The sequence below is a fragment of the Rossellomorea marisflavi genome (assembly GCF_009806575.1).
GTDB lineage: Bacteria > Bacillota > Bacilli > Bacillales > Bacillaceae_B > Rossellomorea > Rossellomorea marisflavi_A.
In genome coordinates this window covers 2,453,946-2,476,999 of sequence record NZ_CP047095.1, presented here as the reverse complement: position 1 = coordinate 2,476,999, position 23,054 = coordinate 2,453,946, and the positions used below count along the sequence as shown (strand labels likewise).

Annotated in this window: 26 protein-coding genes, 2 pseudogenes, 1 riboswitch and 2 other annotated features (1 of these 31 only partly in view); of the genes and pseudogenes, 18 read left to right on the top strand and 10 right to left on the bottom strand. The window is 49.8% G+C overall.

What is annotated here, in order from left to right:
- Positions 1-6: 6 nt before the first annotated feature.
- Positions 7-153, top strand: coding sequence for a YflJ family protein (locus tag D5E69_RS12825; protein ID WP_082139306.1), 147 nt, complete (start codon positions 7-9; stop codon positions 151-153).
- Between the two features lie 298 nt (positions 154-451).
- Here D5E69_RS12825 and D5E69_RS12820 read toward each other — a convergent pair whose 3' ends face one another.
- The 6 genes and pseudogenes from D5E69_RS12820 to D5E69_RS12795 form a co-directional block, all read right to left on the bottom strand.
- Positions 452-661 (bottom strand): hypothetical protein, encoded by a 210-nt coding sequence (locus D5E69_RS12820; protein ID WP_213085548.1) that lies wholly within the window; start codon positions 659-661, stop codon positions 452-454.
- Between the two features lie 32 nt (positions 662-693).
- Positions 694-969, bottom strand: a complete 276-nt coding sequence (locus D5E69_RS12815; RefSeq protein WP_159129755.1) for a hypothetical protein — start codon at positions 967-969, stop codon at positions 694-696.
- Between the two features lie 107 nt (positions 970-1,076).
- The gene (locus D5E69_RS12810) at positions 1,077-1,628 is read right to left on the bottom strand and encodes a GNAT family N-acetyltransferase (RefSeq protein WP_048003852.1); all 552 of its coding nucleotides are present in this window, start codon (positions 1,626-1,628) and stop codon (positions 1,077-1,079) included.
- A gap of 375 nt (positions 1,629-2,003) precedes the next feature.
- Positions 2,004-3,130: pseudogene (locus D5E69_RS12805) on the bottom strand (amidohydrolase).
- A gap of 63 nt (positions 3,131-3,193) precedes the next feature.
- Positions 3,194-3,793 carry an undecaprenyl phosphate transporter UptA gene (uptA, locus tag D5E69_RS12800; protein WP_159129754.1) on the bottom strand — a complete coding sequence of 200 codons (600 nt, stop codon included), beginning with the start codon at positions 3,791-3,793 and terminating at the stop codon, positions 3,194-3,196.
- Positions 3,794-3,806: 13 nt separating this feature from the next.
- Positions 3,807-4,585: pseudogene (locus tag D5E69_RS12795) on the bottom strand (undecaprenyl-diphosphate phosphatase).
- Positions 4,586-4,761: 176 nt separating this feature from the next.
- Between D5E69_RS12795 and D5E69_RS12790 the strand changes: the two are divergent.
- The 4 genes from D5E69_RS12790 (at position 4,762) to D5E69_RS12775 (ending at position 7,464) form a co-directional block, all read left to right on the top strand.
- On the top strand, positions 4,762-5,085 hold the full coding sequence (locus D5E69_RS12790; RefSeq protein ID WP_187427066.1) for a DUF4870 domain-containing protein: 324 nt from the start codon (positions 4,762-4,764) through the stop codon (positions 5,083-5,085).
- Positions 5,086-5,219: 134 nt separating this feature from the next.
- The gene (locus D5E69_RS12785) at positions 5,220-6,218 is read left to right on the top strand and encodes a helix-turn-helix transcriptional regulator (RefSeq protein WP_048003848.1); all 999 of its coding nucleotides are present in this window, start codon (positions 5,220-5,222) and stop codon (positions 6,216-6,218) included.
- Positions 6,202-6,603, top strand: a complete 402-nt coding sequence (locus D5E69_RS12780; protein WP_159129753.1) for an NUDIX hydrolase — start codon at positions 6,202-6,204, stop codon at positions 6,601-6,603. The genes D5E69_RS12785 and D5E69_RS12780 overlap by 17 nt, the downstream gene beginning before the upstream one ends.
- A gap of 12 nt (positions 6,604-6,615) precedes the next feature.
- On the top strand, positions 6,616-7,464 hold the full coding sequence (locus D5E69_RS12775) for a patatin-like phospholipase family protein (protein ID WP_159129752.1): 849 nt from the start codon (positions 6,616-6,618) through the stop codon (positions 7,462-7,464).
- A gap of 92 nt (positions 7,465-7,556) precedes the next feature.
- Here the strand turns inward: D5E69_RS12775 and D5E69_RS23855 are convergent, their stop codons facing one another.
- Complete coding sequence (locus D5E69_RS23855; RefSeq protein WP_262370504.1) at positions 7,557-7,679, bottom strand: hypothetical protein; 123 nt, start codon at positions 7,677-7,679, stop codon at positions 7,557-7,559.
- Positions 7,680-7,819: 140 nt separating this feature from the next.
- Between D5E69_RS23855 and D5E69_RS12770 the strand changes: the two genes are divergently transcribed.
- The 7 genes from D5E69_RS12770 to D5E69_RS12740 all read left to right on the top strand — a co-directional run bounded on the left by D5E69_RS12770 (position 7,820) and on the right by D5E69_RS12740 (position 14,042).
- Positions 7,820-8,512: a hypothetical protein gene (locus tag D5E69_RS12770; protein WP_048003845.1), complete on the top strand. Its 693-nt coding sequence runs from the start codon at positions 7,820-7,822 to the stop codon at positions 8,510-8,512.
- Positions 8,513-8,594: 82 nt separating this feature from the next.
- Positions 8,595-8,804 carry a WYL domain-containing protein gene (locus D5E69_RS12765; protein ID WP_213085547.1) on the top strand — a complete coding sequence of 70 codons (210 nt, stop codon included), beginning with the start codon at positions 8,595-8,597 and terminating at the stop codon, positions 8,802-8,804.
- A 117-nt stretch (positions 8,805-8,921) separates the two neighbouring features.
- Positions 8,922-9,065, top strand: a riboswitch (FMN riboswitch).
- Between the two features lie 114 nt (positions 9,066-9,179).
- On the top strand, positions 9,180-10,307 hold the full coding sequence (gene ribD / locus D5E69_RS12760; protein ID WP_048003843.1) for a bifunctional diaminohydroxyphosphoribosylaminopyrimidine deaminase/5-amino-6-(5-phosphoribosylamino)uracil reductase RibD: 1,128 nt from the start codon (positions 9,180-9,182) through the stop codon (positions 10,305-10,307).
- Positions 10,289-10,942 carry a riboflavin synthase gene (gene ribE / locus D5E69_RS12755; protein WP_048003842.1) on the top strand — a complete coding sequence of 218 codons (654 nt, stop codon included), beginning with the start codon at positions 10,289-10,291 and terminating at the stop codon, positions 10,940-10,942. Before ribD ends, ribE begins: the two co-directional genes overlap by 19 nt.
- 16 nt (positions 10,943-10,958) lie before the next feature.
- A complete protein-coding gene (locus D5E69_RS12750) occupies positions 10,959-12,152 on the top strand; it encodes a bifunctional 3,4-dihydroxy-2-butanone-4-phosphate synthase/GTP cyclohydrolase II (RefSeq protein WP_048003841.1) in 1,194 nt (397 codons plus the stop codon).
- Positions 12,153-12,175: 23 nt separating this feature from the next.
- On the top strand, positions 12,176-12,649 hold the full coding sequence (gene ribH, locus D5E69_RS12745; RefSeq protein ID WP_048003840.1) for a 6,7-dimethyl-8-ribityllumazine synthase: 474 nt from the start codon (positions 12,176-12,178) through the stop codon (positions 12,647-12,649).
- A 103-nt stretch (positions 12,650-12,752) separates the two neighbouring features.
- Positions 12,753-14,042 (top strand): NCS2 family permease, encoded by a 1,290-nt coding sequence (locus tag D5E69_RS12740; protein ID WP_048003839.1) that lies wholly within the window; start codon positions 12,753-12,755, stop codon positions 14,040-14,042.
- 113 nt (positions 14,043-14,155) lie between these two features.
- Here the strand turns inward: D5E69_RS12740 and D5E69_RS12735 are convergent, their stop codons facing one another.
- Entirely contained in the window at positions 14,156-14,452 is a 297-nt protein-coding gene (locus D5E69_RS12735; RefSeq protein ID WP_048003838.1) for a hypothetical protein, read from the bottom strand.
- 110 nt (positions 14,453-14,562) lie between these two features.
- Here D5E69_RS12735 and dapF point away from each other — a divergent pair, with 110 nt between their 5' ends.
- Positions 14,563-15,552: a diaminopimelate epimerase gene (gene dapF, locus D5E69_RS12730; protein WP_048003837.1), complete on the top strand. Its 990-nt coding sequence runs from the start codon at positions 14,563-14,565 to the stop codon at positions 15,550-15,552.
- Between the two features lie 54 nt (positions 15,553-15,606).
- Here dapF and ligD read toward each other — a convergent pair whose 3' ends face one another.
- Together ligD and D5E69_RS23850 are read right to left on the bottom strand one after the other, a co-directional pair.
- Entirely contained in the window at positions 15,607-16,944 is a 1,338-nt protein-coding gene (gene ligD / locus D5E69_RS12725) for a DNA ligase D (protein WP_283957824.1), read from the bottom strand.
- A 5-nt stretch (positions 16,945-16,949) separates the two neighbouring features.
- Positions 16,950-17,435: an ATP-dependent DNA ligase gene (locus D5E69_RS23850; protein ID WP_283957823.1), complete on the bottom strand. Its 486-nt coding sequence runs from the start codon at positions 17,433-17,435 to the stop codon at positions 16,950-16,952.
- 148 nt (positions 17,436-17,583) lie between these two features.
- Here D5E69_RS23850 and ku point away from each other — a divergent pair, with 148 nt between their 5' ends.
- The 5 genes from ku to D5E69_RS12700 all read left to right on the top strand — a co-directional run bounded on the left by ku (position 17,584) and on the right by D5E69_RS12700 (position 22,586).
- Positions 17,584-18,411 carry a non-homologous end joining protein Ku gene (ku, locus tag D5E69_RS12720; RefSeq protein WP_159129751.1) on the top strand — a complete coding sequence of 276 codons (828 nt, stop codon included), beginning with the start codon at positions 17,584-17,586 and terminating at the stop codon, positions 18,409-18,411.
- Positions 18,412-18,425: 14 nt separating this feature from the next.
- Complete coding sequence (locus D5E69_RS12715; RefSeq protein WP_048003835.1) at positions 18,426-19,103, top strand: phosphatase PAP2 family protein; 678 nt, start codon at positions 18,426-18,428, stop codon at positions 19,101-19,103.
- 218 nt (positions 19,104-19,321) lie between these two features.
- Complete coding sequence (locus D5E69_RS12710; protein ID WP_048003834.1) at positions 19,322-19,594, top strand: YhdT family protein; 273 nt, start codon at positions 19,322-19,324, stop codon at positions 19,592-19,594.
- Complete coding sequence (panF, locus tag D5E69_RS12705; protein ID WP_048003833.1) at positions 19,587-21,026, top strand: sodium/pantothenate symporter; 1,440 nt, start codon at positions 19,587-19,589, stop codon at positions 21,024-21,026. The genes D5E69_RS12710 and panF overlap by 8 nt, the downstream gene beginning before the upstream one ends.
- A 72-nt stretch (positions 21,027-21,098) precedes the next feature.
- The gene (locus tag D5E69_RS12700) at positions 21,099-22,586 is read left to right on the top strand and encodes an FAD-dependent oxidoreductase (protein WP_231579025.1); all 1,488 of its coding nucleotides are present in this window, start codon (positions 21,099-21,101) and stop codon (positions 22,584-22,586) included.
- Between the two features lie 78 nt (positions 22,587-22,664).
- Positions 22,665-22,912 (top strand) — a binding site (T-box leader).
- A gap of 52 nt (positions 22,913-22,964) precedes the next feature.
- Positions 22,965-23,054, top strand: a binding site (T-box leader) (it continues 155 nt past the right edge of the window).

Below are 23,054 nucleotides of genomic sequence, written 5' to 3'. Positions count from 1 at the left end.
AGAGGCATGGCGTACCAATACTCGAAAGGCTGGTATCTCCAGGAACTGAAGAAAATGGGGATTTATCACCATCCGGTTGATAAACGGAAGCTTGAAAGCTATAAAACCTTCGTCATCCGCAATCTTTATTTCGAAAAGATGAATAAGAACTAACAAAGAGCCTGGGACAAACGTATTTCAGTCATAGAAAAACCCGAATTCATTTGCCGTTCAGGCAGTATGGTTCGGGTTTTTCATTTGTTTCATGACCATTACGATTTCATTGTTTCCAGCGGTTGATTGGAGTGCAAGACGAAGACTCCTGCGGGAAGAGTAGCGTATGTGAGATCCCTCAGGCATGCCGGGGAGGCGCACGGGCTAGCCGCTGAAAGCGAAGTTTTGCACGGAAATCATGAGCGGTATGAGGAACCTATACTGATCGTGTTCGTCATTTATGGCTCCCTTATTAGTTTTATCCCTTGGAGATCTTTTCGGCGAGGACATCGTTTGTAACATCCGAAAATCTTTTGTGGCGAATGTCTTTCAGCGCAGTGCATAAGTTTTCGATGCCGCGCTGATAGAGATAGATGACGATGGCATACAGGATGCTCACGCCGTATAAGACATGCTTATTCATGTGCAGAAGCTTGTACAGCCCTTGTTTTTGGAAGAATGCCGTCATGGGGTAGGCAAAAAAGTAATTCACCGCTCCGTTCAGGAATAGGTATAGGGGAAAGAGTGAAAAGACAGTTTGAACACCCAAATGGTTGCTGCGAAAAATGGACCGATGATGAACGAGAGATCGGCCAACACCTGTGCCTTCTTATTTCCCTTCACCTTCCAAAGTTTAAGCACAGGATTGATGAAGGAAACGACAGTCAAGATGAATGACACCAGGATGGCTGCCGGTGAATAACGAAGAATATCCGTCCGCCGCAGAAAGATCAAGCTGAACCAAGACAGGATGACGAGAAGTACGCGAAGAATCATAGGAATGCCCCTCCTTAACACTTTACAGACAGTTTGCCTGACAGAAGGGGGAATTATGTATAGGGAGAATGCAAAAAAATAGACACCGGCTGGCCGGTGTCTTCATTTCAAGCTTCCATCGCCTCTTCTTCAGCCTGCTCCTGCTGATAAAGGTAAAGCGTATAGAGGTCTTTGGGAATTTCGTATAGGTCATAGACATCTTCCGCCGCATTGAGCTGAGCGTATAGGGATGCCCTCGTTTCGTTCGCATTGACGACATAAGGCAGTTTTTCAGCCGCTTTTCTTGACCGCGCATTCACTTTGCGGATCCTCATGAAAATCGTTTCCATACCGAGTTCATAAAATAGCTCGTGGAAAAAGGCATCCTTTGCAGGTTGATTATAGCCTTTCCCGTGATAGGGCTTACCTAACCATGTCCCGAGGAACCCGGCGCCTTCCTGGATGTCGTAAAGGTTGATGGTTCCGATGGGGTTGCCCCATTCATCGGTGATGGTGCGGGAGATGAGCTCGCCGCGGTCTTCTGCTTCAATGGTTTGTTTCGTCAAGAATAACAGTTCTTCATAGGAATGTGCTTTTTGACGCACAAAAGGGAAGACATCCGGATGCACCATGAGGTCGAATAGTTCATGACACTCATTAAGGTCCCGTCTCTTGATCATAGTAGACCCTCCTTGAGGGCAGTCCCGTTGTGAACGATCCACCCTCGAAATTTTTAAATGGTAACTAAAAAATTTCGGGGTGGGAATCGAACCCACTAAGACCAGTCAAGAAACTGGTGGCGCACCTTTTGCCTTCCCTCCATTACAATCGCCCTATCTATAAATAGATCGCGTGTTCAGAACAATGTAATAGGAAATATTCTATATCCTTTCTGTATCATATAAGATAATCGACAAAAAGGGAATAGGGTAAATGCTGTTTTTTTGTATTTATTTTTTTAAGATTGTAAAGGTCGAAAAAACAGGAAGGGAAATCCGTCAATCCTATGCGTCACAAGGGATGGAGGGGATTGAAATCAATCCGTCCGCGCCCTTTTATAGGTTGCTGAAAGCCGTCCGTCCATTCACCAATGTGAGCACGGGTTTCGCCATGAAATGGAACGGATGATGGGTCCAGAGTACAAGATCAGCATCCTTCCCGGCTTCAATGCTGCCGACACGGTCCGATACGCCAAGGTTCCTGGCAGGAGCGAGGGTGATTCCCTCCAGGGCCTTCCCTTCATCGAGTCCTTCCCTCACAGCGATGGCAGCGCACATATTCAAATACTGAATCGGCGTATAAGGGTGGTCCGTTGTAATCGACACTTCGACGCCTGCTTCCGTCAATTTTTGATAGGTCATCCAGCTTTTATTCTTCAGTTCCACCTTGGAACGCCTCGTGAAGGTCGGACCGACGGATACTTTAAGATTCCGTCCCTGGAGTTCCTGGGCAATGAGATGACCTTCCGTACAATGTTCGATACGTAGGTCGAGGTTGAACTCATCGGCGAACCGGATGGCTGACAGGATATCGTCTGCCCTGTGGGCGTGAATGCGGACCGGGATCTCCCGCTTCAGTGCAGCCACCAGCGGGGCAACCCGGAGGTCATCGGGATGGTCACAATATTTTGCCGTGAAGAAAGCTTCCCTGAGCATGCCCATGATGCCCATGCGCGTGATGGAATCATTGTTCCCGTTACTGTGGATCCGTTTGGGATTCTCTCCGAGTGCAAGCTTCAGTCCCGATGTCTTCCTGACGATCATGGAGCTGATGTTCGAACCGAACGTTTTGATGACAGATGTGGTGCCCCCGATGACATTGGCGCTTCCGGGCATCACATTGACCGTCGTCACCCCGTACTTCAGTGCGTCTGTAAACCCGGGGTCAAGGGGGTAGACACCGTCGAATGCCCGGACGTGGGGAGTCATGGGCTCGATGGTTTCGTTGGCGTCATTCCCCGCCCAGCCCGTCCCTTCATCATATAATCCCAGATGGGTATGGGCATCGATAAGCCCTGGGAGAAGATGCCGCCCCCGCAGTCGATCCAAGGAATATCCGTGGCCTCGAAGGCACGTGCATACACCTGCCTGATGATGCCGTCCTCGATCAACACGGAGCCGTTTTGAATCGGAGGACTTGAGATGGGGTAGATGGTTGCATTGGTTAAGAGTAATCGATTCATAAGGTCGTCCCTTCCTTATCAGGTAATAGTTCTATTGTAATCAATCCTGCCTGATAATAGAAGTCATCTTCTCTTCCGGCTCCGCAAGAAAGTAAACAATACGTAGAGTGCTATCCCGCCGATGGCAATCGCGGCCAACGGTTTGATGTACCGTACGCCGATCACTTCGATGTGCTGCCAGTGTGTACCGAGCTGCATGCCGACAAGCAGGAACAGGAGCGTCCAAGGAAACATGGCGGCAAAGGTATACAAACAAAAAGAAGAGAGGGGCATCCTCGACATCCCCGCCGGTATACTGATGGCATGACGTACAACCGGGATGAACCGGGCCGTGAAAACGACGAAGGTCCCGTGTTTTTCAAACCATTTCTCAGCGGCCTCGATATGCCGGGGAGGCATGAGAAGGAATTTTCCATATCGATCAAAAAACGGGCGTCCACCATAGCGGCCGAGCCAGTATAAGAAAACCTGAGCAAGGGTCCCTCCGATCATCCCGCTCAGCATAGCTCCCACAAGACTGATCTGTCCGGCATGAACAAGATAGCCGGCATAGCCGAGGACCAGCTCGCTCGGGATCACTTCGACCATGAGGGCCGCCGCCACCCCGATATACCCCCAGTCACCCAGCGTGGATAAGAGCTGAAGGATCCAATCCGTATCCATGATCATCCACCTCCTAAAGGACTCCCGTAAACTGCAGGATCAAAATGGCGATACCCAGGGCCCAAACATAATATGAGAATACTTTCAGTGACCGTTTCTTGAGAAAATTGATCATCCCGACGATGGCGAAATATCCGAAGAGCCCTGCACTCACTGTCCCGATGAGGAGGCTTGTGAAGCTGATGGCTTCGGTGTGGCCGCTGAACAAGTCTTTTCCTTGCAGGACGATGCCCCGAGTATAGCGGGAGTGGAGAGCAGGAAAGAAAAATAAGCGGCTGTCTCCCGGTCTAGCTTCCGGATGAGCCCTGCAGCAATGGTAAGCCCCGAACGGCTAAGGGCAGGAAAGATGGCAGCAGCCTGGAAGCTCCCGATCACCAAGGCATCGGTATAGGTTAGATCCTGCAGTTTCTTGTACCCGCCTTTCACATTGTCAGCGAAATACATGATGCACCCCGTCGCAATGAATTCCCACCCGATGGTGACACCGTTTTTAGAGATGCTGTCGAAAAAATCCTTGAAAAGCAGGCCGACGATGACAGCCGGTACCGTGCCGATGATAAGAATCAATGATAGTTTTGAAAACGGATGCCGGATCATGTGAAGAAGCTCTTTTTGATACACCACAAGGACGGCGATAAGCGTCCCGATATGAAGCATCGTATCGAGGAATAGCCCGGCCTCCTCCAGTCCGAAGGCAAGCCTCCCGAGGTAAAGATGCCCCGTGCTCGAAATGGGCAGGAATTCCGTCAGCCCCTGGATGATCCCGAGAATGAATGCTTCTAATTTACTCAACACAAGACCGCCTTTCTTCCCTAATGGTATGGACAAACTCATTCCATTCACTTATATTCAAAAAGAGTCTAATCTATGAAAGTTTTCCAATCTGTGAAACTTTTGATTGATTCATGCGTACATATATATGAACTTATTATTTTTTTATGGAGGAATGAGAATTTATGGAAAGACCTATGCCTACAAGTGACGAAAAACTCATGGCGATGCTAATCTATTTGACAAGCTTCTTCACAACCTTCATCGGCCCCTTGATCATCTGGCTGATGAAGAGGGAGGACTCGGAATTTGTGGATTTCCACGGTAAGGAATACCTCAACTTCCTTATCTCTTATACGATTTACAGTATCGTAGCAAGTCTGTTGATGCTCATCCTCATCGGATTTGTCCTTCTTCCGGTGGTAGGAATCTTGGCCTTCGTCTTCACCATCATCGCGGCCGTTAAATCATACGGAGGGGAAACATACCGGATCCCGACCGTCATCCGTTTCATCAAATAAGTCAAAAGCCCCTGTTTCTACAGGGGCTTTTTTCTTTACGCATTGACAAATTTACCCTTAGATTGATAACTTTATAGAATCCACTAGGAGATAATACGCTCCAGCCGGCACAGCCGGGGAACAGGGGGAGGACATTGACAAGACTGGATAACAAAGACCGGTTGCTTCAATTGAGGCAGATCTTGAGCGAAGAGACGGATGAAGAAAGGCAGAAGACCCTGGATGATCTTATCCATCGCTTCAAGCAGCAATATGGTCCCGATGTGAAGTTGAATAAACATTCACTCAAAGATGATATGGAGCATCTGATTCAGAATGGATTCGATATCACCGTGAATCAGGAAAAAGAAGGGATGCCGAAGTACTATAGCCATCAGTACCGCCTCTTCGAACTGTACGAGCTTCGCATGCTCATCGACGCAGTCGTATCGGCGAAATTCATCTCGAGGAAAGAAACCCGTCAGCTGACAGGGAAGATCCGCCGGCTGACAAGTACCCATCAGGGGAAGAAGCTCCAAAATGAAATTCAGATCGATTCGTCGATCAAAAGCGAAAACCCCTATATCCGCCTCGCGATACATAAAATCCATGAAGCCATCGAACAAAGGAGGGTCATCACCTTTCAGTATGGGCGATACGATGTGGATAAGAAATTCCAGCTCAGCCATGAAGGACGGGTCTACCGTGTGAAACCCTATGCCCTCGCGTGGGCGAATGATTTCTATTACTTGATCGCTTATTATTTCGAGGCGGAAGAAATCCGTCATTACCGGGTGGACAGGCTTCAGAATGTAATGGAATCGGATGAAACCTTCGCCTATGAATCGTTTGATGTTTCAAGCTATACACAGTCAACATTCCATATGTTTGCAGGGGATGAAGAATGGATCAAGATCCGCTGCCGCAACAACTTGATCAATGTGATCATCGATAAGTTCGGCAAGGACATCTCGACGACCCGCGACGGAGAAGACCATTTCATCCTTACAACCAAAGCCCGGATAAGCGACGGCCTGGTGAACTGGATCCTCGGATTTGCATCCAAGATGATGGTCCTGTCACCGAAAACCCTTCAGGAGACCGTGAAAGAAGAGGTGGAAAACCTCCACCGGTTATATGATCGTGAATCGTGATGCGAGGGACCGGGCAGGGGTACTCCTAATCGAGGACGGCTGCATCGCCTTGATCAAACGCGTGAAGGGCGGCAGCATCTACTACGTGATTCCGGGAGGCGGGATCGAATCAGGTGAGACACCGCTGGAAGCCGCACGAAGGGAAGCACAAGAGGAGCTTGGGATAACGGTTGCGTCCCTACAGCCCTGCATGATGTTCGAGCAAAAAGGTGTCCATCATTATTTTCTTGTGGGAAAATATGAAGGGACGTTCGGAACAGGGAAAGGGGACGAGTTTACAGGACATCGAAGTGGGAGCTATAGGCCCGTCTGGATGTCGCTTGACGAAGCATTGTCTACGACCTTGTACCCCGAACAAGTGAAATCGTTTTTAGTGAATCGGTAAGGAGGAAACATCATGAAGATCAACGGAGGACTTGTATTGGAAGGTGGGGGCATGCGGGGGATCTATACCGCAGGTGCCCTTGAATACTTCCTTGAGCAGGGAGTGGACTTTCCTTATGTGATCGGGGTATCGGCCGGGGCGTGTAACGCCGCATCCTACCTATCGAGACAAAAAGGCAGAAATCGCAAGGTCAATGTCGATTTCATCCGTGACCCCCGCTATCTGTCCTGGAGGAATTACTGGAAGACCGGGGAACTTTTCGGGATGGACTATGTTTTTGAAGAGATTCCGAGGAAAATCGTGCCGTTCGATTTCGATGCGTTCGCATCAAATGAGAGTGAATTCGTGATCGGGACGACCAACTGTGCAACAGGAAAACCTCAGTATTTCCGAAGGAGTGACTATGGGGACGAGCTCCTCACAGCGATCAGGGCGTCCAGTTCCCTTCCATTTGTAGCGCCCATCGTGAACTTATCTGGCCACGAACTGCTCGATGGCGGCATCAGCGATCCAGTGCCTTTCCAGCAGGCAGAACGGGATGGATATAAGAAGAATGTAGTCATTTTGACGCGGAACCGCGGGTATATGAAAAAACCGTCCCGGTTCTCTTATTTCGTGAAGAGGAAATATCCCCAGTATCCTCATTTGTACCATGCACTGAAAAATCGGTATCTTCATTACAACCAAACGATTGCTGAACTCGAGGAAAAAGAGCGGAGGGGGGAAGTCATCATCATCCAGCCCCAGGAACCACTCCAAGTAAGCAGGATCGAGAAAAACCCTGCTAAACTGGATGCTCTTTACCAACAGGGGTATCGAGACGCAGAAGCACAGCTGAACCGGATTTTATCGTGGACATAAGAGCTGGGACAAACGTGTTTAGTAAAGCCCGAATTCAATTGCCTACAGTCAGGCACTTGAATTCGGGTTTTTAGTTTGTTTCCTGTGACCATTCAGATCATTGTTTCCAGCTGGAGTGCAAGACGAAGACTTCTGCTGGAAGAGTAGCTGATGTGAGATCCCGCAGGCTTGCCGAGGAGGCTCACGGGCTCCCCGAAGTCTTTCCCGGAAATCATGAGCGGTATAAAGAACCTGCACTGATCGGGTTCGTCATGTCATGGTACCTTTTTCGTGTTGACCCAACTTCTTTTCTGTTCTGCATGTGATGGATGGTTCATAGCATAGTAGTGATTCCTGCTTGAAAGGACGGGCTTAAATGAATCTCTATCAAATCTACAAGAACGAGCAGTATACCCTCCTTTTCAGGGGAACGATGTACTTCCTGGTCGGTGTCGGCATGCTCCTCGTCATGCATGACCTTTTCTATTTTCCCCTGTTGATTTTCATACCTGCCTGTTCCAATCTGTATCTTTCAGTCAGTATGAACAGGGAGTTGAGGAAAGCGTACCGAATCTGGTTCCGCGAATTGCCGGTATCAAGCAGCACACTGATCGGGGTCTCAACGAAGGAAGGGTATTTTTTTGTGAAGACCAATGGATGGGTGAAGTATGCCATCCATCGGCAGCAGCCCCTCAGTCCCAGAAAAGATTACGCCTTTTACAGGGAAAATAAAGATCCCCTTCCGATTTTAAAGAGAAAGCGGGTCCTGAACATGGATCATTCCGTGGGAAAACGGTTCATCTTAAAATACGCCAGCCGGACCGCTCTCGAGTGGAGAAGCCTTGAGAATGATAAAATCCTGATTTATAAGGGGGCCGAAAAGTGGATACTGAACTTTAATGGCGTAAATATGTTTGCCATCCAAACCGGGATTCTGCCGACGAACCTCCATGCCATTTTCGATGCCCACCACACCTTGATTACGATGTATGAATCCTACTCGGATGAATTGGACTGGTTATTCGCCTTTCTTTGGCATCTTGATCAGGAGTTCTATATCACGCCATAAGAAAACCGCCCACTTGAAAAAGAACGTACGTTCGTATATAATCAGCTCATACCAGGCAGAATGGAGTGGGCTTATGGACCCCTTGATGAGAAAAGCGATCGAAGAAGATATACTATTGAAAATCATCTATATCGACCGTCAATCCCGGCTGAGTGAGAGGGTCATACACGTTGTGTCCATAACCGCTACCCATGTTCGTGCCTACTGTCATACGAAGAGGGGGATCAGGATGTTCCGGCGTGAGAATATCCTTTCAGCTGGGATGATCAGGGATAGGAAATTCGGCGCATGAGGGCACCGAGATCCCGTCCGCAACAGGTAGATCGAGTGATATCACGCAGCTGAGGCAAAAAACTCAATGCTTGACAATCAATTTGTGTTGAGGTGATAATCAGTACATAATCGAATAGGTTTCCTTCGGGGCAGGGTGGAATTCCCTACCGGCGGTGATGAGCGTATGCTCTCAGTCCGTGACCCGGCTAATGGTTATTAGACGGTGGATTTGGTGAAACTCCAAAGCCGACAGTGAAAGTCTGGATGGGAGAAGGAACGGCAAGTGTGTATCACTGATTTTTTAAACGATCAGGATAGATGCTTTATTTCGTCATGCCAAACTTCCCCCAAGACTACGTTCTTGGGGTTTTTATATGAATGAATCAGGAGGTGAATGAAGAAATTGGAACTCAATGAATACATGAACCTTGCCCTTCAACTGGCAAGGGCCACTCAAGGACAGACCTCACCAAACCCGGTCGTGGGAGCAGTGGTGGTTAAAGATGGTTCTATTGTGGGCACCGGATCGCATCTCAAGGCAGGCGGCCCTCATGCAGAGGTCCATGCAATCAGGGAAGCGGGTGATAAAGCCGAAGGGGCAGATATATATGTGACCCTCGAGCCTTGTTCCCATCACGGGCGTACGCCTCCGTGTGCAAACCTGATCATCGAGAGCGGGATCAAACGCGTTTTCATCGCTTGCAAGGATCCCAATCCTCTTGTAGGAGGGAGGGGAATCGAGCGGTTGAAGGAAGCGGGCATCGATGTCCACCTCGGCATGGGAGAGTCTGAAGCCCTTGAACTCAATAAGCATTTCTTCCACTTCATCCGTACAGGCACACCCTTTGTGACGCTGAAGTCTGCCGTGACATTGGACGGCAAGACTGCTTCTTCGTCCGGAGAAAGTAAATGGATCACATCGCAACAATCAAGACTGGACGTCCACTATGATCGTCACCGGCATGACGCGATAGTAGTTGGAGTCAACACCATCATTCAAGACAATCCGCACCTGACCACCCGTTTGCCCCAAGGTGGAAAAAACCCCATTCGACTTATCGTGGATACGCACCTGCGTACCCCGATTCACTCCCATATCATTCAAGATCGTCAAAGCCCGACCATCCTCATCACAGGATGTGAGGTGCCTGAGTTTCGTAAGCAGGCATACATTCAGGAGGGATGTGAAATACTCTCCCTATCAAGTCCGGCCATCACCATGAAAGAGCTTGTCGGTGAGCTTGGAAAAAAATCGATTACCTCGGTTTATGTAGAAGGTGGAAGCAGCATTCACGGCAGCTTCCTTCAGGAGGAGGCCTTCCAGGAGCTCATCCTTTATATGGCCCCGAAACTGCTCGGAGGACGAAACTCGTTCCCAAGCTTCGGCGGAGATGGTTTCCCATCCATAGCTGAAGGGCTCCCCGTGGAGATCCAAAGTATCGAAACAATCGGGAAAGACATTAAGATTACCGCGGTACCCCAGGAAAGAAAGGAAGATCGAGCATGTTCACAGGAATCATAGAAGAAATCGGCAGTGTGAAGGCCGTACGTTCATCCGCCTCTTCCATGGAGCTGAAGCTTGCTGCTGGAAAGGTCCTGGGTGATGTGGCAATCGGAGACAGTATATCGGTGAACGGAGTATGCCTGACGGTCACCACATTTTCAAAGAATGAGTTTACAGCAGATGTGATGCCAGAAACCTTCAAAGGGACGTCCCTCAGGAACCTTAAAACGGGAACCCGGGTGAACCTTGAGCGCGCGATGGCGGCAGGAGGCAGGTTCGGCGGTCACTTCGTCAACGGCCACGTGGATGCAGTCGGCACCATCAAAAGCCTGCAGGAACTGGAAAATGCCCTTTACGTCACCATCAACATCCCTTCGGAACTTTCTGTGTTCTTTGTCCAGAAAGGATCCGTCGCCATCGACGGTACGTCCCTGACCGTATTCGACATCACAGATGATTCCATTACGGTCTCTCTTATTCCACAAACGAAAGAAGACACGGTCCTCGGATCCAAGAAGATCGGTGATGAGGTCAACATCGAGTGTGACATGATGGCAAAGTATATCCACCGATTTTTTACAAAGGAAACTGAAACAACAGCAAAGAAAAGCTTGAGCTATGATTTCCTATCCGATCATGGCTTCGCTGACTAACCAGGGAGGGAATAGGATGTTCAACACAATCGAAGAAGCCATCCGCGATCTCCGCGAAGGTAAACCCGTCATCGTCATCGATGATGAGAACAGGGAAAATGAAGGGGATTTTGTGGCACTTGCTGAAGGTGTCACGCCGGAGGTCATCAATTTCATGGCAATGGAGGGCCGGGGATTGATCTGCACACCCGTCGATGAGGAGATTGCAGGCCGGCTCCACTTGAATCAGATGACTTCGACCAATACGGATCATCACGGGACAGCATTCACGATAAGCGTCGATCATGCTTCAGCAAAGACGGGGATCAGCGCATTCGAACGCGCCCATACCATCAAAGAATTAGTGAATCCGCACTCGAAGCCAGAGGATTTTAAGCGCCCGGGGCATGTGTTCCCACTTGTGGCAAAACCCGGTGGTGTATTAAAAAGGGCGGGACATACGGAAGCAGCCGTCGATCTCGCCCGCCTTGCAGGTTCGACACCCGCAGGGGTGATCTGTGAAATCATGAATGAGGATGGCAGTATGGCGAGGGTCCCCGACCTCAAGGTGCTTGCTGAGAAGTGGGACCTTTCCTTCATCACGATCGAAGAGCTCATCCGATTCCGGAGGAAGGAGGACAAGCTGATCAATCGCGAGGTGGAGATCAGTCTGCCGACAGATTTCGGTGATTTCAAGGCGATCGGTTATACAGAGGTCCTCACAGGCAAAGAGCACGTTGCCCTTATGAAAGGGGAATGGACCGAAGAAGAGGAGGTCCTTGTCAGGGTCCACTCGGAATGCCTCACAGGTGATGTATTCGGGTCCAACCGCTGTGACTGCGGTCCCCAGCTTGCAACGGCACTGACTCAGATCGAACATGAAGGGAAAGGGCTCCTGTTGTACATGAGGCAGGAAGGACGAGGAATCGGACTGATCAACAAGCTGAAAGCGTATAAGCTTCAGGAAGAAGGCTATGACACCGTGGAAGCGAATCATAAGCTCGGCTTTGATGCCGATCTGAGGGAATATGGAATCGGTGCCCAGATACTGAGAGATCTCGGGGTGAAGAAAATGAGGCTACTGACCAATAACCCCAGGAAGATTGCGGGGATCAGAGGCTATGGTCTCACCATTTCCGAGCGGGTGCCGATCCAGCTCCCTTTCAAGGAAGCAAATGAAAAATATTTAAAAACCAAACAAGCTAAGCTTGGGCACTTATTAAAATTCTAAACATACCAATGGAGGGAAACAACATGACAAAAACATTTGAAGGAAATCTTGTAGGTACTGGCCTGAAAGTAGCCATCGTCGTATCACGTTTCAACGAATTCATCACGTCCAAACTTCTGGGTGGTGCAGAGGATGCGCTTAAGCGCCATGGTGTCGAGGAAACGGACGTCTCAGTCACATGGGTGCCGGGAGCATTTGAAATCCCGATGATCGCCAAGAAGCTTGCCCGTACAGGGAACTATGATGCCGTCATCACGCTCGGAACGGTCATCCGCGGTGCGACACCGCACTTTGAATATGTGAGCGGAGAGGTGGCAAAAGGAGTTGCAAACCTGGGAATGCAGGAAGAAATACCTGTCATCTTCGGAGTGTTGACAACCGATACGATCGAGCAGGCCATCGAGCGTGCTGGGACTAAAGCAGGGAATAAAGGCTGGGAAGCGGCTGTTTCAGCAATCGAAATGGCGAACCTGATCCGTTCCATCGAACAAGGATGACTATTGGCAACGCACTCTTTATCTGCTAAAATAAAGTCTTGTGGCTCCCCGGAGTAATCCGGGTGACGCGGGTAGGGAGAGGGCAGTTTTATAGGAAGATTGTATGAAAGCATTTGAACATGTGTTTAAGTTTAAAGCGCATGGCACTTCACTGAAACAGGAAATGCTTGCAGGGTCGGTTGGCTATTTCACCATCGTGTATATCATCGCCGTTAACGCCCTGATTCTTTCTGAAGCTGGTATACCGTTTGAAGGAGCCGTATTGGCCACGATCCTGGCGTCATTCGTCGGATGTCTCGTCATGGCGTTCTGGGCGAACGCCCCCATCCTTCTAGTACCAGGCATGGGAATCAATGCGATGTTTACGTTCACGCTTGTGAAATCGTCCGGCCTCAGCTGGCAGGAAGCGCTCGGAGTGGTCTTGATATCAGGGATCCTTTTCATGGTCATTGCGTTTACGCGACTTTCAGGCGTGCTATCGCGGGCCATACCCCAGGTGCTGAAAGAGGCCATCACGGTCGGCCTCGGTATGTTCCTCATGTTCATCGGCCTTGAAAAGGGCGGGATCATCCAGAGGGGGGAGAGTTCGATCATCACGATCGGGGACTTCAGTGATTGGAAGGTTGTTGCAACCCTCCTCACATTACTCCTCACCATGTTCCTTTTCATCCGGAATGTGAAGGGCCAATTCCTTTGGAGCATCGCTTTCGGAACCATTCTTGGACTGGTGCTCGGAATCGAGCCGTCGGCGTCATCGACTGCATTCCATTGGAGTCAGTACGGTGATGTCTTCGGCCAGATTTCGTTCAAGGCCATCGTGGATATCCCGTTTTGGATAGCCGTATTTTCCATGACGATGGTCCTCGTATTCGAGAATATCGGCCTTGTGAGCGGGCATACGGCCATGATCGGGCAGGAGCATAAGTATCCTCGGGCGTTCCAGGCCAATGCATTTTCTGCATTGACCTCCGGGATCTTCGGCACCAGCCCCACCGTTTCTACGGTGGAAAGCGCAGCTGCCATGACAGCTGGAGGGCGTACGGGCATGACATCATTCACCACAGGTGTCCTGTTCCTTGCCTCGGTTTTGTTCATTCCTTACCTGAAGTGGATTCCCGATCATGCGATTGCACCGATCCTGATCGTGATCGGAGGCGTGATGATCCAGAATATCCGGCATATGGACCTGGGCGATCTGACGGAAGCCCTTCCGGCGATCTTCATCATCGCTATGATCCCATTCACCTACAGCATTGCTGACGGCATCGCATTCGGATTCGTTCTGTATCCGATTTTGAAGGTGGCAACGGGTAAGGCAAAGGAAGTGTCTTTGACGCTATATATCATTGCAGCATTGTTCCTCTTGAATTTCATCGTCCATGCGATTCACTAGGAAAAAACATGCACGTGCGCCTGTCGCACGTGCATGTTTTTTTTGAACGGGTTAACGGTGCTTTCCATCGATTGAGGACACCGGCGGCTATACAAGATCGTGGGAGATCCCCCTTACCAAACAGGTTTGTACTCACCGGGAGTCAGGAACTTTCTTTGAGGTTTGATGTAGCGCTTCAGCTCTACCATGAGGAGTCTCTGAAGCGCTTTTGATTGAACTTGCCCGGCGATATCGGCAGGAAAAGGGAAAATGCCGATTTCATTGAACTTTACGCGATACATCCCTTCATGGATCAGCTCTTTTTCCTGATCAAACACCTTTGCCAGCACATGGACGTGCCTCGATTCGTTCCCGTCATATGCCTCTTCCACCTTTTTCACCTGAAAGCGGAAGCTGAACTCCTCCTTCATGCTCATCCCTCCTTTCAGATTGCTTTTATCTATGATTGCACATCGGGCACGTTTATGGCAATCTAGTACTATTATGATTTTATGGATAGCACAACTGGAGGCGGAAAAGAGTGAAAATTGACGTAACGAAGTGTCATGGATCTGGAAATGATTTTCTATTGTTGGATGAAGTCGGGAAAGGCTACGATTTTACCGATGAGGATCGAAGGGCACTGACCTTCACCCTTTGCAACCGGGAAACGGGCCCGGGAGCGGATGGGATCTTATTCGTCCTTGACAGCGACAGATGTGATGCCATGATGAGAGTCTTCAATTCCGATGGTTCTGAAGCCTCGATGTGTGGGAACGGCCTGCGCTGTGTCGGACGATACGTGTGTGAAAAGATCGGGAAGGACGACATCATGGTGGAAACGATGAAAGCAGATCTCCACGTATCGAAAGAGGAAGAGGTGTACGTTGGGATCCCCACGTACAATGTCGAGATTTCACCGGTCCTATTCGATTTATCTTCCCTCCCGATGAGTGGAAACGGAGAGAAGCTGATTGACGAAAAGGTGGAGGGTCTCCAGAGTGATAGGAGATTCACTGCACTGGCCGTCCCCAACCCTCATTTGATTGCCGTGGTCGACCGTGATGTGCTGTCAGGGAATGAGCAAAAGGACATCTCGGACTACCTTAACGGACCGAATCCGTTATGCCCGGACGGAGTGAATGTGAGCTATGTGACTATCATAGAGGAGGGGGCAATCTTTGTCAGGACCTATGAGCGTGGAGTAGGATTCACCAACGCATGCGGCACGGCGATGTCGGCTTCCTCTCTCGTGACATGCCTTCTCGGTTATAACGCGAAAGGAGAGGCAGTCGATGTGTATAATCCCGGCGGCAAAGTAAGAGTCGTCGTAAATGAACACGCCGATGGCACATATTCCATGGAGCTGATCGGGAATGCCACTTATATGTACGAAGCGACCATACAGTGGGATCGTGCGTTCCCGGACCGCTATGATTTGGAAGCGAAGAAGGAGCTTGAAGAGCATGTTGCGTATCGTCAGTTGGAGGAGCATGCGGCGTCACTTGTGAAAGAAAAGGTTTTCCTGTAAACAGAAAAAAACCGGCATCCGTTCGAAACATGAGCGGCTGCCGGTTTTTTAAGATCATCCATTTGATCGTAAAAAGGTCATGACTTCTTTGAACGGTTGTTGCTCCCCCGCAGTATAATAGCCGGAAAACGGACAGCCGATCTCCCTGAAACGCTTTACGACGGCTTCCATTGTGAAACGAGAGGGATCCAGATCACGATTCACTTCCTCCCAAAGGAGCGGAGTGGAGACGAGACCTTCGTTATTCCCCCTGACCGAATAGGGGGATACAAGTGTCTTGCCGGGTCCATGTTGGACATAGTCGATATAGAGTCGCCCGTTTCGTTGTTTTTTCAATCTTTCAACCGTGAACTCTTCAGGGTGGGTTGACACGAGGTAGCGGGCAATGAATTCGGTGAAGAGCCGGGTGTCATCCCATGTATATCCCCTGGGGATGGGGATATGTACTTGAAGCCCTTTATTCCCTGAGGTTTTGACGAAGCTCCGCAGGTGGAGGCGATCAAGGATATCTTTCAGGATCAGGGCTGCCTTGACGGCAAGCGGAAAGGCCGAGCGGTCAGGCGGGTCAAGATCGAAGGCGATCTCGAACACATCGTCCCTTCCCTGGAGCTGAAAGGGGACATGGAGCTCGAGGGCCAGCTGATTTCCAAGCCACATCAGGGTGTCGATCGCATGGCACAGGGTATAATCGATGGAATCGTCCCTGACCGTTTTCACAAAATCCGGGGCATGTTCAGGCGTGTTCTTTTGGTAAAAGGATTCCCCGAAGATTCCGTGGGGATAACGGATGCAGGTGAGAGCCCGTCCATGGAGAAATGGAAGGAGTGCACCTGATACCTTCCGCAAATAATGCAGGTAATCAAGTTTCGATATACCTTCGAAAATCGGTTTTTCAGGGTGGGTGACGGATATACTGCCGGGAAGGCTCAGTTCATCGATCCTGAAGCGCTCTTCGGTACAGCTTTCCGGTGCTTCGGAAAAAAGGAACCGGCTGAAATGGGGCTCGCGTAACCCATCATCATAGCGCTCAAGATAGTGAAGCTCTACGGTGATCGCAGGCGAAATGGAAAAGAATGTACCATCTTTGCCGGTATGATTCTCATAGATGATGTGTTTCAGGGATCTCTTTTCCTCGGGATTCAGACCGAAGTGGAATGCCCCCAGGGATACGATTTCTTCCCCTTTATAGACCCCTACATAGAAGTAATCATTTCCGGATTCCCATCCTGTGATGAAGCAAGAACAGGTTTTCCAGTTTTTCACCTTGACCCAATCGGAGCTTCGGACCCCTTCTTCCCACATGCTGTTCTTCTTCTTGAATACAAGGCCTTCTCCCTCCTGATCGTACACGTTCTTGAGAAGCTCGTGATGATCATTGGTAAAGGGGATCATTTGCACTAGGGCCCGGTGGTGGGGGAAGGAGTTGTTGGAAGACCTGCCCGACTGAATAGCGCAAGTAGGGCCTCTTTACGCTTTTCATAAGGGAGATCCTTTGTATTCTTGGATCCGGTGTGAAGAAGGTCAAAGCACAGGAAAACGGCTGGTCTGATCGATGCCGCACGGTGTATGTTCTTTTGATTCTTCATTCGGCCTCTCGCCTGGAGGGCCCTGAATTCCGATGAGAGGGCCGTGCGGAGAAGGACGATTTCCCCGTCTAGCATGAGGGGCACCGGAAGCATATCGTCTTCGAGCATTTGGCGGATATACTGTTCAATCTCAGGGAAATGAGGCAGGAGGTTCGTTCCATTCCGGCTGGTGAGAGTCATGCTTTCATGTGTTTCAATCTGGAGGATTCCCCTGAATCCGTCATACTTCACTTCGGACAGCCACATGTCCCCTTCGGGCGGATCCGGCGTCAGTGTTGGCAGCATGGGCTTCATCATCTAGCACCTTCCTTGTGAGCATCTACTTTAAAATCTTTACCGATAGTATGTCCTGTTTATTCATTTCCAACAGATCGGGTGAATGAACGAAGGGAGTGGGAGAAAGCTAATGAAAATAGGATTAGTTTGACTACAGGAGGGTATTGAAATGCATACAATCTGGAAGGGATCGATCAGCTTCGGCCTCGTGAACATCCCCATCAAGCTTCACTCTGCAACGGAAGACCGGGACATCAAGCTCCGTTCTCTCCATAAGGAGTGCCATACACCGATCAAATATGAGAAGATGTGCCCGGTGTGTGACAAGTCGGTTGGTCAGGACGATATTGTCAAAGGCTACGAGCTGACAAAAGGCAAATTTGTTGTACTCGAGGAGGAGGAGCTGGGAGGGCTGAAAGAAATGAATGAAGAGCGTGCCGTATCGATCCAGGATTTCATCCGGATGGACGAGATCGATCCGATTTTCTACGACCGCACGTATTATGTGTCGCCCGAAGACGGAGGGAAAAAAGCCTATTCTCTTCTTCGGAAGGCTTTATCAGAGTCTGGAAAGGTCGGCATTGCCAAGTTCATCATGCGGTCCAAGGAACATCTCTGTGTGATCCGTGTGTTTGAAAAGACCCTTGTCATGGAAACGATTCATTACCCTGATGAGGTCAGACCTTCAACTGATGTCCCGAATGTACCAGCCGAGGATGAGATCACGTCAAAAGAATTGGAAACGGCGACACTGCTCATCGATCAGTTGACGGCCGAATTCAATCCGGAAAATTATAAAGATGAATACCGGGAATGTTTGATGGCGCTGATCGAAGGCAAGCAGACAGGTGAGGAAGTGGTCACTCCTTCTGACCGTGCCCCAAGGGACAATGTAACGGATCTCATGGCGGCCCTCCAGGCATCCATCGATACGTCAAAGCCAAAGCCGAAATCACAACCAAAGAAAAAGACGACAAAAAAGAAAGCGAAAGCGTGAAGTGAGGGAGAAACATGGAAGGAAGAAATAAAAAGACGTGGGCTGCCCTGATCCTTGGGGTCGCCTTCCTCGTCTTGTTCACATGGGGATTCATCTCAATCGTCGATGAATTGAGGGAAAATGAAGTCGAATCATTTGATAAGTCGGTCATCGATTTTGTCCAGGGATTCATTTCACCCGGGTTGACGACGATCATGACGACCATCACCTTTTTAGGCGGAGTGACAGGGATTGCTGTGGGCACCGTCATCAGCATCCTGATCCTCCTTCTTATGAAAAAGGTTCCCCTGGCTGTATTCATGGCGGTGACAGTGGGGATCGGAGGAGCCTTCAACTCGCTCCTGAAATCTCTGTTCAAGCGTGATCGGCCTGATTTTCACGTATTGATCGAGCAGGGGGGATACAGCTTTCCGAGCGGCCATTCAATGGGTTCATTCATCTTTTATGGAGCGGTTGCATTCATGCTTTACAGGGCATTCGACCGTCATCTATACAAATGGATCTCCATTGTTGCAGCAGTCGGACTCATCCTGGTGATCGGGACGAGCAGAGTCTATCTTGGCGTCCATTATCCAAGTGATATCATAGGAGGATATTCCGCCGGAGGGGCATGGCTCATCGTCAGCATCCTGGTATACAGTTATTTGGCGGAGCGCTACAAATGGTGGAACCAAAACGAAAAAAAAGCTTGAAACGTCTGCGAAGGTAAATTATAATGATGATATTGAAAATCATTCTCATTTGAAGAGTTCCCCCTCTGATAAACGAGAATACCCCCGGAAGAACAGGTCCCGCATAGTCCTGTTCTTCTTTTTTTTGGTGGATTCTCCATGAAGCAAAGCCAATGTGATTGCATTTATCCAGTAGCTGTCGTAAATTGTATAAGGATGTTGTTTAAGGAGGATTGATCATGAAGCATCATGATGATAGACGATTCCGCATCGCCAATCAGGAAGCCCTCATCGGGGTCGCACTTGTTTTGATCAATTTCCTATGGTGGTACGGATTCGCTTACGGACTTGGCGGTCAGCCCGTCTCCGATTATACGTGGATCTTCGGGATGCCTGCCTGGTTCGTATACAGCTGTATCGGCGGTTTCATCCTGATGGTAGTGCTTGTGGCCTTCGTGGTGAAATATCTGCTGACGGATATACCGTTTGATGAGGAGGAAGATCGTGAGTAATATCGCTCTTATACCCTTTATACTATTCCTCATCATCATATTTGTAGTAGGGATGTATACGGCCAAAAGCGTGAATAAGGCCGAATCGTTTGTTCAGGAATACTTTCTCGGGAGCCGCCAGATGGGTGGCTTCATTTTAGCCATGTCCATGATGGCCACGTACGGTAGTGCGAGTACATTCATCGGAGGACCCGGCGCCGCCTATACATATGGACTCTCGTGGGTTCTGCTTGCCATGAGCCAGGTGGTGACAGGCTATTTTGTCCTCCTGGTATTAGGTAAAAAGTTTGCCATTATGTCTAGAAAATACAATGCCGTCACGCTTATCGATTATCTCCAGGGCCGCTACGGAAGCAAGTCGATCACCATCTTTGCCTCCATCAGCATCATCGTTTTCCTTTTTTCTGCGATGATTGCTCAATGGGTGGGAGGTGCCCGACTGATTGAATCCCTGACAGGACTGTCCTACCGTACTGCTCTTGTCTTCTTTGCTGTTTCTGTGCTCGTATACGTGATTGTCGGGGGCTTCAGGGCCGTTGCTGTGACAGATGCGATTCAGGGGATCGTCATGATGGCCGGCACATTGATCCTTCTGATTGCCATCGTTCATGCAGGTGGAGGCATGGAAGCGATCATGAACGATTTGAAACGGATCGATCCCGGTCTCGTGACGCCTAACGGACCCGATCGCCAGTTCAGCTCTGCATACATTTCGTCCTTCTGGATCCTCGTCGGGGTGGGGGTCGTGGGCCTACCGCAAGTGGCTGTCAGGGCCATGGGATACAAAGATTCCAGAAGTATGCATCGCGCCCTCATCATCGGGACGATCGTTGTCGGAATCGTCATGCTCGGGATGCATCTTTCCGGAGTGCTGGGAAGATCTGTCCTGCCGGGAATTGAAGATGCTGATAAGGTGATGCCGACCCTGACACTTGAAGTCCTGCCGCCGTGGGTATCAGGAATTGTCCTTGCGGCACCGATGGCAGCCATCATGTCGACGGTCGATGCCCTGTTGTTGATGGTTTCGTCTGCCCTCGTGAAGGATGTGTACATGAATTTCATCAACAAGGATGCACAAGAAACCCAGATCAGGAGAGTCAGTTTATGGGTGACGGCCCTGACGGGGGTCCTTGTCTTTTTCCTTTCACTGAGTCCACCTGACCTGATCATCTGGTTGAATCTATTTTCGTTCGGTGGATTGGAAGCCGTTTTCATCTGGCCGATCGTCCTCGGACTCTACTGGAGAAAGGGAAATGGGAAGGGAGCCCTTGCGTCCATGGTTACGGGACTGGTTTCGTATATTCTCTTTTATCATTACCTTCCGAACTTCATGGACGTGAATACCGTGGTATTTCCGATCTTGATTTCATTGGTTGCATTCATCATCGTATCCCTGGTCACGAAGGATCAACACGAAGGAGGATGGGCTTAGCCCATCCTTTTTTGTATAGGTGAAGGAAAGTGGGGTAGAGTGAAGATAATGAAGCCGATCAGGCGGTAAGGGGTGAGAATATTGAATGAAATCATCATTGTCGGAGGAGGCATCAGCGGACTTACGGCTGCTGCCCTCCTGAGCAAGCAGGGTCATGCGGTCACCCTGCTTGAAGGATCCAGGGAATGGGGTGGATGCGCCGGGAAGTTCCAGCGGGGCAAGCATCTCTTTCCGGTCGGTGCCACACTGGGCATGGGCTTAGAGGAGGGGGGGATCCATCAGCGGATCTTCGAGTATTTACAGGTGAATCCACCGGAATCCCATCTCCTCGATGAGGTGATGAATGTGCATCTGCATGGTCGTAGGCTCGTTTTCTACCGGGACCGGGATAAACATGTTGCCCATCTACAAAGCCACTTTCCCCATTGTGCGTCTGATTTGGCCCGCTTTTATGCCCTGGTGTATAAAATCGCATCGAGGATCAGGCAGCTGATGGACCCCCTACCGTCCCTTCCGCCAAAGACACCCGGGGAGTGGGCGATCCTGATCAAGAGCCTTCAACCCGGTACATTGACGCTGGTCCCCTACATCAATCGGACAATGGGTGGGATCCTTGCATCATTCGGTCTGCACCGGCATCCGGACTTTCACACATTCATTGATGGCCAGCTGATTGACAGCATGCAGACAACTTCTGATGAATGCTCATTCCTTCTTGGCTGCCTCGCCCTTGACATGTATCATCAGGGAGCTTTCTACGTCGATGGAGGTTTATACCGGATGGCAGAAGAGCTCGCAAATTCGGCAGAAGTGTCGGGAGCTCTACTGAAACGCGGGAAAAGAGTGGAGAACATCTGCAAAAAGCAAGATCGCTGGCAGGTAGAAGACCATCGCGGAAACCAGTATGAGGGTAGTCATGTTATCTTTTCAGCACCAATCGAAGCACTCCTCCCATTGATGCATGAAGAGAGTAGGGACGTGATCCAGCGAGTGGTGGAACGTAAACGGAGTGATCGATCCTGGGGGACGATGACGCTCTATTTTGTCCTGGATGAAGGGAAGCTCCCTGACGGCTTGACCCTGTTTCAGCAAATTTGTACAGGAAGCGGCATGAGCGAAGGTGAGCATCTCTTTTTATCCCTCTCGAGTCGGAAAGATCGACTCCGCTCCCCGTCCGGGTTCAGGACGATGACGGTCTCGACCCACACAGATCTGTCGAAATGGGAGACGAAAGAAACGTATGATGCGTATAAACGGGAGCTGCATGACAAGATGCTTTCGGTCATCGAAGGGACTTATCCCGGTTTCAGTGAATCAATCGTAGATCAATACCCCGGTGCCCCCCGTGCGTGGGAACGATTCACGGGACGACCCGACGGCATGGTCGGGGGATATCCGCAGACGACGGAAAACGCCCTCTTCCACAGCGTGTCACACCGTACCCCTCTAGACGGCTTATGGCTCTGCGGTGATTCTGTATTCCCTGGAGCGGGCACAATCGGTGTGTCTGTGAGTGCGTATCATGTATGCCGTTCCATAACAGGTCTGAAGCTTCCGTGACGGTCTTTAACAGAAAAGTTGAAAGAAATGGTTGACTTTTAAAACTAAAGAGCATAACATAATAATCAATCAAATGAGCGAATGGCTATGACGAAGAGGAGTACCTTCGATGATCCACTCAAGAGAGCTAGTGGTTGGTGTGAACTGGCGTGGTGAACGATGGGAATGGACTTCCGAGCCCCCAGACCGAAACGGGTGACCGAGGTAGGCTCTGGCGAATGTCCGATCGTTATCCGGTACACGCATTCAAGCATGAGCTTCGATGCGGTCAAGCGGGCTGTAATTGCAGTCAACAAAGGTGGCACCACGGGTATCTCGTCCTTTTCTAATGAAGAGGAATGCGAGATGCCCTTTTTTCGTTCTAAAAAATTGAAAAACGTTACATCGTTGAATAAGAGGAGTACATTCAAGTGATGCTTTACAGAGAATCAGGGATGGTGAGACCCTGATAAGCCAGCTTGTCTGGAA

Coding starts and splice junctions, on each gene's coding strand:
- D5E69_RS12825 (WP_082139306.1), top strand. CDS start 7: ATGGCGTACCAATACTCGAAAGGCTGGTATCTCCAGGAACTGAAGAAA.
- D5E69_RS12820 (WP_213085548.1), bottom strand. CDS start 661: ATGACGGCATTCTTCCAAAAACAAGGGCTGTACAAGCTTCTGCACATG.
- D5E69_RS12815 (WP_159129755.1), bottom strand. CDS start 969: ATGATTCTTCGCGTACTTCTCGTCATCCTGTCTTGGTTCAGCTTGATC.
- D5E69_RS12810 (WP_048003852.1), bottom strand. CDS start 1,628: ATGATCAAGAGACGGGACCTTAATGAGTGTCATGAACTATTCGACCTC.
- uptA (WP_159129754.1), bottom strand. CDS start 3,793: ATGGATACGGATTGGATCCTTCAGCTCTTATCCACGCTGGGTGACTGG.
- D5E69_RS12790 (WP_187427066.1), top strand. CDS start 4,762: ATGCCTACAAGTGACGAAAAACTCATGGCGATGCTAATCTATTTGACA.
- D5E69_RS12780 (WP_159129753.1), top strand. CDS start 6,202: ATGATCGTGAATCGTGATGCGAGGGACCGGGCAGGGGTACTCCTAATC.
- D5E69_RS12775 (WP_159129752.1), top strand. CDS start 6,616: ATGAAGATCAACGGAGGACTTGTATTGGAAGGTGGGGGCATGCGGGGG.
- D5E69_RS23855 (WP_262370504.1), bottom strand. CDS start 7,679: ATGATTTCCGGGAAAGACTTCGGGGAGCCCGTGAGCCTCCTCGGCAAG.
- D5E69_RS12770 (WP_048003845.1), top strand. CDS start 7,820: ATGAATCTCTATCAAATCTACAAGAACGAGCAGTATACCCTCCTTTTC.
- ribD (WP_048003843.1), top strand. CDS start 9,180: ATGAAGAAATTGGAACTCAATGAATACATGAACCTTGCCCTTCAACTG.
- ribE (WP_048003842.1), top strand. CDS start 10,289: ATGTTCACAGGAATCATAGAAGAAATCGGCAGTGTGAAGGCCGTACGT.
- D5E69_RS12750 (WP_048003841.1), top strand. CDS start 10,959: ATGTTCAACACAATCGAAGAAGCCATCCGCGATCTCCGCGAAGGTAAA.
- ribH (WP_048003840.1), top strand. CDS start 12,176: ATGACAAAAACATTTGAAGGAAATCTTGTAGGTACTGGCCTGAAAGTA.
- D5E69_RS12740 (WP_048003839.1), top strand. CDS start 12,753: ATGAAAGCATTTGAACATGTGTTTAAGTTTAAAGCGCATGGCACTTCA.
- D5E69_RS12735 (WP_048003838.1), bottom strand. CDS start 14,452: ATGAAGGAGGAGTTCAGCTTCCGCTTTCAGGTGAAAAAGGTGGAAGAG.
- ligD (WP_283957824.1), bottom strand. CDS start 16,944: ATGATCCCCTTTACCAATGATCATCACGAGCTTCTCAAGAACGTGTAC.
- D5E69_RS23850 (WP_283957823.1), bottom strand. CDS start 17,435: ATGATGAAGCCCATGCTGCCAACACTGACGCCGGATCCGCCCGAAGGG.
- ku (WP_159129751.1), top strand. CDS start 17,584: ATGCATACAATCTGGAAGGGATCGATCAGCTTCGGCCTCGTGAACATC.
- D5E69_RS12715 (WP_048003835.1), top strand. CDS start 18,426: ATGGAAGGAAGAAATAAAAAGACGTGGGCTGCCCTGATCCTTGGGGTC.
- D5E69_RS12710 (WP_048003834.1), top strand. CDS start 19,322: ATGAAGCATCATGATGATAGACGATTCCGCATCGCCAATCAGGAAGCC.